At 61.9% G+C, this 1,599-nt stretch carries 1 protein-coding gene; it reads right to left on the bottom strand.

Annotation, left to right across the window (positions count from 1 at the left end):
* Positions 1 to 1,599 (bottom strand): TonB-dependent receptor domain-containing protein (locus AAFM29_RS00900; RefSeq protein ID WP_341710934.1); only part of this gene is annotated, 1,599 nt, incomplete at both ends.

Consider the following 1,599-nt stretch of genomic DNA (forward strand, 5'->3'; position numbering starts at 1 on the left):
TATGCTCAAATCACCGACCCCATCGCCCCGCGCGGTGCGGGGGTGCCCGGTCCCTTCGGTCCCGCCTTGTATGTCGCGCCCCTTCACGCCCCCATCGACGCTACCCAGTGCCCAGGTAAGGACGCCGTTCGCCTTGAACTTCGGATAGGACTGGTCGGGGAAGCCGCGCGTGGTTCCACGGAAGTCGATCGTCGAGGTTCCGGACGCCGTGGGGAAGGTTTCCTCATAGGTGTCGAGATAGTTCGCATTGATCGACAGACCGAAGGTACCGGCCGAAGTCTCCTCCGAACGGAAGGTCAGGGTGGCGTCGAAGCCCTTGGTCTTGATCTCACCGATGTTCAGCAACAGGCCGCGGATCGCCGAAACGATACCGCTCGACGTGCGGGTGATGTTGCCGCAGGCCAGCGGATCATTGAGGAAGGCACAGCGAGTCAGCGTTTCCTGCGGGTTGATCGCCGCGATCGCGCCATCGACCGTGATGTCGTAATAGTTGACCTCAAGGCTCAAGTCGCGAACGAAGCCGCCGCGTGCCCACTCTGGGCTGTAGACCGCACCGAACAACCAGGTTTCCGAGGTTTCCGGATCGAGATCGACGTTGCCGCCGGTCAAGGTCGGCAGCTGGCCACCGTTCGGTTCATTGTAGCTACCATCGACGGGAACGCCGTTGGCATTGCAGTTCTGCCGAACCGTGGAGTTGGTCTGGTAGGGCGACCCGGCAACGTTGGTGCAGGGATCGTCGATCGGAGCATCGGCACGCGATTGGGCGCCGAACAATTCGCCCAGCGCCGGGGCACGGAAGCCTTCGGCATAGGAACCACGCAGAAGGAGGTCGGTCGTCGGCTTCCACAGCACGGTACCTGTGAAGCTGGTGTTCTTGAAGCCGGTCGAATAGCGCGCATGTCGCACGGCGCCGTCGAGTTCGAGCTGCTGGAAGAAGGGCGTATCCTTGAGCAGCGGAACGCGCAGTTCGCCATAGAACTCGTCCGAGTTATACTTGCCCGACGCCGCCTGCGCCGGAATGTCCGAACCCAGCCCCGCCTGAATGATCGGGTCGGGAGTGAACGAACCCTTCTGGTAGCGGTGCTCGTAGCCGACGGCGATGCCAACCGCACCACCGGGCAAGTCGAACAGTTCGCCCGACAGGTTGGCGGTATAGTCCTGCAGATCCTGGTCGCTCTTGGCGCGTTCGTCGAAAGCGATGAAGTTGAGCATCTCCTGCGTGATGGAGCCCGCGCCGCCAAAGATGTTGAGCGGAACACAATCACCGGTACAGTTGGCGAGCGGGCCGAGCGCCTGCGCAACCTTCGCCGCATTGACGTTGCCGGTGAACAGCTGATGCGCATCGTTAAAGCCGATGACCGCATTGAGATCCCAGTAGAAGTTGCGACCGCCGATATCGAAGGTTCCGTCGAGCGTCGCCGAGCCGGTCCAGGTATCCACCGTCTGGCGGTAGGTACGCTGACCGTTCTCGACCAAGCGCCGTCCGATAAAGCTGTAGGTTGCCGGCTGGCCATCGGCCCCCGAATTCAGCGTGATGCCAAACGGGTTGAAAGGGTTGGTGGCATCGATCGAGATCGTGTCGAGGAGGTTGCCGTTACC

This window comes from Erythrobacter sp., from assembly GCF_038133525.1.
In the GTDB taxonomy this organism is placed as follows: domain Bacteria; phylum Pseudomonadota; class Alphaproteobacteria; order Sphingomonadales; family Sphingomonadaceae; genus Qipengyuania.